Origin of the sequence: Streptomyces albidochromogenes (assembly GCF_005981925.1) — a bacterium.
GTDB classification, from domain to species: Bacteria; Actinomycetota; Actinomycetes; order Streptomycetales; family Streptomycetaceae; genus Streptomyces; species Streptomyces albidochromogenes.
Map to the genome: position 1 here is coordinate 1 of NZ_VBVX01000335.1, position 6,729 is coordinate 6,729.

Sequence of the window (6,729 nt, forward strand, 5' to 3'; positions counted from 1 at the left end):
CGTCAACGTCCTCAAGAACGCCGGCTTCGAATCCGGGCTCAGCAACTGGGCCTGCTCCGCAGGCAGCGGTGCCACCGTTTCTTCCCCCACCCACGGTGGCGCCGCTGCCCTCAAGGCCACCCCCGGCGGCCAGGACAACGCCCGGTGCACCCAGACCGTCACCGTCAAGCCCGGTGCGACGTACACCCTCAGCGCCTGGGTCCAGGGCGGGTACGCCTACCTCGGCGCGACCGGCACCGGTACCACCGACGTGTCCACCTGGACGCCCGACTCGTCCAGCTGGAAGCAGCTCACCACCAGTTTCAAGGCCGGCCCCTCCACCACCTCCGTGACCGTCTACACACACGGCTGGTACGGCCAGAGCGCCTACTACGTCGACGACGTCTCGGTCTTCGGCCCCGACGGAGGCGGCGGCACCGACCCCGAGCCCGGCATCCCCGCCGCCCCCTCCGGGCTCGCCGTAGGCGCCACGACCTCGTCCTCCGTCGCGCTGTCCTGGTCCGGCGTCAGCGGCGCCACCGGCTACAACGTCTACCGCGGCGGTACGAAGGTCCAGTCCGTCACCGGGACCTCGGCCACCGTCTCGGGGCTGGCCGCCGACACGGCGTACGACTTCCAGGTCAGCGCGACCAACGCGGCGGGTGAGTCCCCCAGGTCCGCCACCGTCAGCGGCCGGACCGCGCCGACCGGCGGCACCGGTCCCGGGCCCGCCGTGCCCAAGCACGCGCTGACCGGTTACTGGCAGAACTTCAACAACGGCGCCACCGTCCAGAAGCTCCGTGACGTGCAGGCGCAGTACGACATCGTCGCCGTCTCGTTCGCCGACTCGACCGCCACGCCCGGGCAGATCGTCTTCAACCTCGACCCGGCCGTCGGGTACGCGAGCGTCGCCGACTTCAAGGCCGACATCGCGGCGAAGAAGGCCGCCGGCAAGTCGGTGATCATCTCGGTGGGCGGCGAGAAGGGCAACGTCACGATCAACAGTGACGCGTCCGCCACCGCCTTCGCCAACAGCGCCTACGCGCTCATGCAGGAGTACGGCTTCAACGGCGTCGACATCGACCTCGAACACGGGATCAACTCGACGTATCTGACCAAGGCGCTGCGCCAGCTGTCCGCCAAGGCGGGCTCCGGGCTCGTCCTCACCATGGCGCCGCAGACCATCGACATGCAGAACACCGGGACCGAGTACTTCAAGACGGCGCTCGCGGTGAAGGACATCCTCACCGTCGTCAACATGCAGTACTACAACAGCGGTTCGATGCTGGGCTGCGACGGCAAGGTCTACTCGCAGGGGTCCGTCGACTTCCTCACCGCGCTCGCCTGCATCCAGCTGGAAGGCGGGCTCGCACCGAGCCAGGTCGGCCTCGGCGTGCCGGCGTCCACGCGGGGCGCGGGCAGCGGGTACGTCTCACCGTCGATCGTGAACGCCGCCCTGGACTGTCTGACCCGCGGCACCAACTGCGGTTCCTTCAAGCCCGCCAAGACCTACCCCGGTCTGCGCGGCGCGATGACCTGGTCGACGAACTGGGACGCGACGGCCGGCAACGCCTGGTCCAACGCGGTGGGACCGCACGTGCACAACCTGCCGTAACTCGGCCCCACGCAGCAGCGCCGCCGCTCCCCCGGCGGCGCTGCCGTGTTCCGTCCGTATCCGCGGCGGTCCGGCTACCAGGGGATCTCCCGCACCTGCTGCACGCACAGCACGATGAACAGCAGACCCGCCGCCACCAGCATCGCGTTGCTCAGCAGGCCGTTTCGCCATTCGACGGGCGTACGGGAGGAGTTGAGCAGCCACACCAGCGTCAGCGCCAGGAACGGCATGAAGAACGCGCCGAGCACGCCGTACACCACCACCAGGCCGAACGGCTGGTCCAGCCACAGCAGCGCCATGGGCGGAAATGTCAGCCACAGCAGGTACGCGCGGAACGGCAGCGAGCGTTCCTTCACGCCGGCCGCGACCTCCCGCGCGGTGCCCTCGTCGACGGGGGCGCCCTTGCGGTCGCGCTGGAGGCGCTCGACGAAGTCGGCGAACATCAGGCTCACGCCGTGCCACACGCCGATCAGGGAAGAGAAGGACGTGGCGAAGAAGCCGACGAGGAAGAGCTTCGCGGTGACCGCTCCGTACCGGTCCTCCAGGATCTGGCCGAGGTCGATCAGGCCGCGGTCGCCCTTGGTGAGGGCGAGCTGGGACGAGTGCAGCAGCTCCGCGCCGACGATCAGCATCGCGACGACGAAGATGCCGGTGGTGATGTACGCGACGCGGTTGTCGAGGCGCATGACCTTCATCCAGCCGGAGTCGGTCCAGCCCTTGGCGTTCACCCAGTAGCCGTACGCCGCCATGGTGATCGTGCCGCCGACGCCGCCGATCAGGCCGAGGGTGTAGAGGAGTGAGCCGTCGGGGAGGACCGGGGCCAGGCCGGCGAAGGACGCGCCGATGTCCGGGCCGACGCGGAGCGCGACGTACACGACGACCACGAACATGATGCCGATCAGGACCGTCATGACCTTCTCGAAGACGGCGTACTGGTTGAACCAGACGAAGACCAGCCCGATCAGGCCCATGATGATCGCCCAGGTTTTGAGGCCCGGCCCGTCCGGGAAGAGCGCGACGACGGGCAGGGCGGAGGACGACATGGCGGTCGCGCCGTAGACGAAGCCCCAGATGACGACGTAGATCGCGAAGTAGACGGTGGTCCACTGCCCGAGGCTGCGCCAGCCTTCGAAGAGGGTGCGGCCGGTGGCGAGGTGCCAGCGGCCGGCGGCTTCGGCCAGCGAGATCTTGACGACGCAGCCGATGACGGCGGCCCACATCAGTGTGTAGCCGAACTTGCTGCCCGCGATCAGCGTCGCGACGAGGTCACCGGCTCCGACGCCGGTCGCGGCGACGACGATGCCGGGGCCGATGTACTTCCAACTGGACTTGCGCGGCGGGGAGAGTGCCTTTCCCGTGCCGCTGCCGCTCTCTGTCGTCTCTGCCATCTCCGGCGTCCTCCCGCTCGTCCCCAATGGGTGATCCACGTCACCAAAGCGGGGCGGGGGGTGATCGCGCAAGAGGACCGCTGTGCGGACCGGGTGGCCGAACCCCGCTCTTGACCGGTTCATGCCATGCGCTCACCATGTGCCCAGCACTCCCGCACGACATGCGTCGCACACCCCCACACTCCCCACCCAGGAGACAGCATGCGACTTCGCATACGCGGAAGAGGGTCAGCCGCGTCCGGCGCCTCTGCCAAGTCCGCCACCCTCGCGGGCCTCGCGGCCCTCGTGGCACTCGCCGTGGCGGCGCCACTCACCGCGAGCGCGACCCCGACCGGGGCGCGACCCGCCCCCGCGGCCGCGACGGAAGAAGTGATCAGGCAGTACGAGATCCACGGTCCCGCCTCCGCCGCCGCCCGTACCGCCGTGGCGGCCACCGGCGTGTCGGTGGACGAGGCCGACGACCACTCGGTCGTCGTCAGCGCCAACGCCGCGCAGCTGGGGCGGCTCAAAGCACTCGGCTACGCGCCCAAGGCGCTGCCGGGGCCGCCGGCCCGCTCCAACGGAATGGCCGTCGAGCCGCTGGACTTCCCGCCCGCCGACTCGCGCTACCACAACTACGCCGAGATGAACGCGGAGATCAACCAGCGCCTCCAGCAGTACCCGAACCTCATGAGCAAGCGCGTGATCGGCAAGTCGTACCAGGGCCGCGACCTCATCGCCATCAAGATCAGCGACAACGTGGCGACCGACGAGAACGAGCCCGAGGTGCTCTTCACCCACCACCAGCACGCCCGTGAGCACCTGACCGTCGAGATGGCGCTCTACCTGCTGCGCGAGCTGGGCGCGGGCTACGGTTCGGACTCCCGGATCACCAACGTCGTGAACAGCCGCGAGATCTGGATCGTCCCGGACCTCAACCCGGACGGCGGCGAGTACGACATCGCCTCCGGCTCGTACCGCAGCTGGCGCAAGAACCGGCAGCCCAACTCCGGTTCGTCGTACGTCGGTACGGACATGAACCGCAACTGGGACTACAAGTGGGGCTGCTGCGGCGGCTCCTCCGGTTCGTTCAGCTCCGAGACGTACCGGGGCCGGGCTCCCGAGTCCGCACCCGAGGTGAAGGTCGTCGCCGACTTCGTCCGCTCGCGGATCGTCGGCGGAAAGCAGCAGATCAAGGCCGGAATCGACTTCCACACGTACAGCGAGCTGGTGCTCTGGCCGTTCGGCTACACGAACGCGGACACGGCGCCCGGCATGACGCAGGACGACCGCAACGCCTTCGCCGCCGTCGGCCAGAAGATGGCCGCGAGCAACGGCTACACGCCGGAGCAGTCGAGCGACCTCTACATCACGGACGGGTCGATCGACGACTGGCTGTGGGGCAACCAGAAGATCTTCGGGTACACCTTCGAGATGTATCCGCGCGGCTTCGGCGGCGGCGGTTTCTACCCGCCCGACGAGGTGATCGAGCGCGAGACGAGCCGCAACCGGGACGCGGTGCTGCAGTTGCTGGAGAACGCGGACTGCATGTACCGGTCGATAGGCAAGGAGCAGCAGTACTGCGCCGCCTAGGCGCGGGCGGTACGACGTGACGGGAGGGCGCCCGGTCGAGTCCGGGCGCCCTTCGTGCGTCTAGTGGCCGCGTCCCGCGAGGTAGTGCGCCAGTACGGCCCCGAGTTCCGCGAACCACTCATGGAGTTTCGCGCGGTTGCGGGCGACGACCACGCCTTCGTAGAACCGTCCGTCGGGCAGCACGACGGCCACCATGAGGACCTCGCCGCCGGGCCCCGGCTTGTAGTGGACGGTGGCGATGTCGCGCCACGGGAAGTCGAGGGTGGCGCCGTTGCTTTCGAGCGAGACGCCCTCGGCGTCGACCACGAGGGCGTTACGCCGGTCGGCGGCCAGGAAGTCGGGCCCGGCGGGCATCGGTGCGGCCGGCGCGGCCGGTGCGGGGAACGCCCCGGGCGCGGGCATCGGCGCGGGCGCGAAGGCGGGCGGCGGCGGGCCGAACCCCTGCTGCTGGGGCGGGTGCGGCGGCGGCTGGTACTGCGGCGGCGGCTGCCCGTACGGGCCGGGTGCCGCGCCGCCCGGGTGTCCGGTCTGTTCCACTGTGCCGAGCCCTTTCGCCGCTTCGTCCGCCGCGCCCAGTATCTCCGACCGGCGAAAGGGCGCCCCGAGACGGACGGGTCCCGGGGCGCCCTCTCCCGCGTACGGTACGGCCGCAGGGGAGGGCGGGGCGAACGGGCCGCGTGAACCGGCCGGGTGGCGCGGCTAGATCACCAGGCTCAGGAGCGCCGCCACCACGAAACCGGCCACCGAGAGGACCGACTCCAGCACCGTCCAGGACTTCAGCGTGTCCCGCTCGGAGATGCCGAAGTACTTGGACACGATCCAGAATCCGCCGTCGTTGACGTGCGAGGCGAAGATCGAACCGGCCGATATGGCCATGATGACCAGCGCCAGGAACGCCTGCGAGTGGCCGCCGTTCTCGACGAGCGGGAGCACGATGCCGGCCGTCGTGACGATGGCGACCGTCGCCGACCCCTGGGCGACGCGCAGGACGAGCGAGATCAGGTACGCGAGGACGATGACCGGCAGGCCCACGTCGTTGAAGGTGTCGGAGAGGGCCTGGGCGACACCGCTCGCCTTGAGTACGGCGCCGAAGACGCCGCCCGCGCCGACGACCAGCAGGATGTTGCCGACGGGCTTGAGGGAGGAGGTCGACACCTGCTCCAGGGACTTGCGGGACCAGCCGCGCCGGATGCCGAGCAGGTAGTACGCCATCAGCAGCGCGATCGTCAGGGCGACGAAGGGGTTGCCGAAGAACTCGACGACGGAGCGGAGGGTGGAGGGGTCGAGTGCGATGGAGGAGAACGTCGCCGCGAGGATGAGGACCAGCGGCGTACCGATGATGGTCAGGACCGTGGCGAGCGAGACGGGCTGGTCCTGCGGGGTGCGGCCCGCGGCGGTCTGCTCGGCGACGACGGCGGCCCTGGCGTCCTCGGCGGCCTCGACCATGTCGTGCGGGACCTCGACGAAGACGCGCTTGCCGATCCAGGCGGCGTACACCCAGGCCGCGAGCACGGCGGGGATGCCGCAGACGACGCCCATGAGGATGACCCAGCCGAGCGACACGTGGAAGAGGCCGGCGGCGGCGACCGGGCCCGGGTGCGGGGGCAGGAACGCGTGGGTCATGGAGAGGCCGGCGAGCAGCGGCATGGCGTACAGCAGGATCGACTTGCCGGAGCGCTTGGCGGCGGCGTACACGATCGGCGCGAGGACGAAGATGCCGACGTCGAAGAAGACCGGGATGCCGAAGATGAGGCCGGTGAGGCCCATGGCGAGCGGGGCGCGCTTCTCGCCGAAGAGGCCGAGGAGGCGGGAGGACAACACCTCCGCGCCGCCGCTGACTTCGAGTATCGCGCCGAGCATCGTGCCGAGGCCGATGATGATCGCGACGTGGCCGAGGATGCCGCCCATGCCGGATTCGATGACGGAGACGACGGCCGACTTCTGGACGGTGCCGAAGAGTTCGGTGACGGACAGGCCCGCGCCGAGGCCGACGGCGATGGAGACGGCGAGGAGGGCGACGAAGGGCTGGAGCCTGACCTTGATGATCAGCAGGAGGAGCAGGGCGATGCCGAGGGCCGCGACGGTCAGCAGACCGGCCGTGCCGTCGATGAGGGTGAGGAGACCGCCGGTGTGGGGTGGGGTCTCCTCGGGCGCGGGGGCGGCAGCGAGCAGCGA

General features: G+C 69.9%; 5 protein-coding genes. 2 read left to right on the forward strand and 3 right to left on the reverse strand.

Annotated elements, in window-relative coordinates; genetic code table 11:
* The coding region (locus E2E34_RS29180; RefSeq protein WP_138904882.1) for a chitinase at nt 1-1,594 on the forward strand (1,594 nt) is incomplete at its 5' end.
* A gap of 74 nt (nt 1,595-1,668) precedes the next feature.
* Here the strand turns inward: E2E34_RS29180 and E2E34_RS29185 are convergent.
* Nucleotides 1,669-2,982, reverse strand: a complete 1,314-nt coding sequence (locus E2E34_RS29185; protein ID WP_138904883.1) for an Nramp family divalent metal transporter — start codon at nt 2,980-2,982, stop codon at nt 1,669-1,671.
* Between the two features lie 201 nt (nt 2,983-3,183).
* On the opposite strand from E2E34_RS29185, the gene E2E34_RS29190 reads away from it, so the two are divergent.
* The gene (locus E2E34_RS29190; RefSeq protein WP_138904884.1) at nt 3,184-4,554 is read left to right on the forward strand and encodes a M14 family metallopeptidase; all 1,371 of its coding nucleotides are present in this window, start codon (nt 3,184-3,186) and stop codon (nt 4,552-4,554) included.
* Nucleotides 4,555-4,614: 60 nt separating this feature from the next.
* Here E2E34_RS29190 and E2E34_RS29195 read toward each other — a convergent pair whose 3' ends face one another.
* Nucleotides 4,615-5,091, reverse strand: coding sequence for a hypothetical protein (locus tag E2E34_RS29195; RefSeq protein WP_138904885.1), 477 nt, complete (start codon nt 5,089-5,091; stop codon nt 4,615-4,617).
* A 162-nt stretch (nt 5,092-5,253) separates the two neighbouring features.
* Complete coding sequence (locus E2E34_RS29200) at nt 5,254-6,726, reverse strand: GntP family permease (protein ID WP_138904886.1); 1,473 nt, start codon at nt 6,724-6,726, stop codon at nt 5,254-5,256.
* Between the last annotated feature and the right edge of the window lie 3 nt (nt 6,727-6,729).

What these genes read in the sequence shown, in the direction of transcription:
- E2E34_RS29190 (WP_138904884.1), top strand. Translation starts at nt 3,184, where the DNA reads ATGCGACTTCGCATACGCGGAAGAGGGTCAGCCGCGTCCGGCGCCTCT.
- E2E34_RS29185 (WP_138904883.1), bottom strand. Translation starts at nt 2,982, where the DNA reads ATGGCAGAGACGACAGAGAGCGGCAGCGGCACGGGAAAGGCACTCTCC.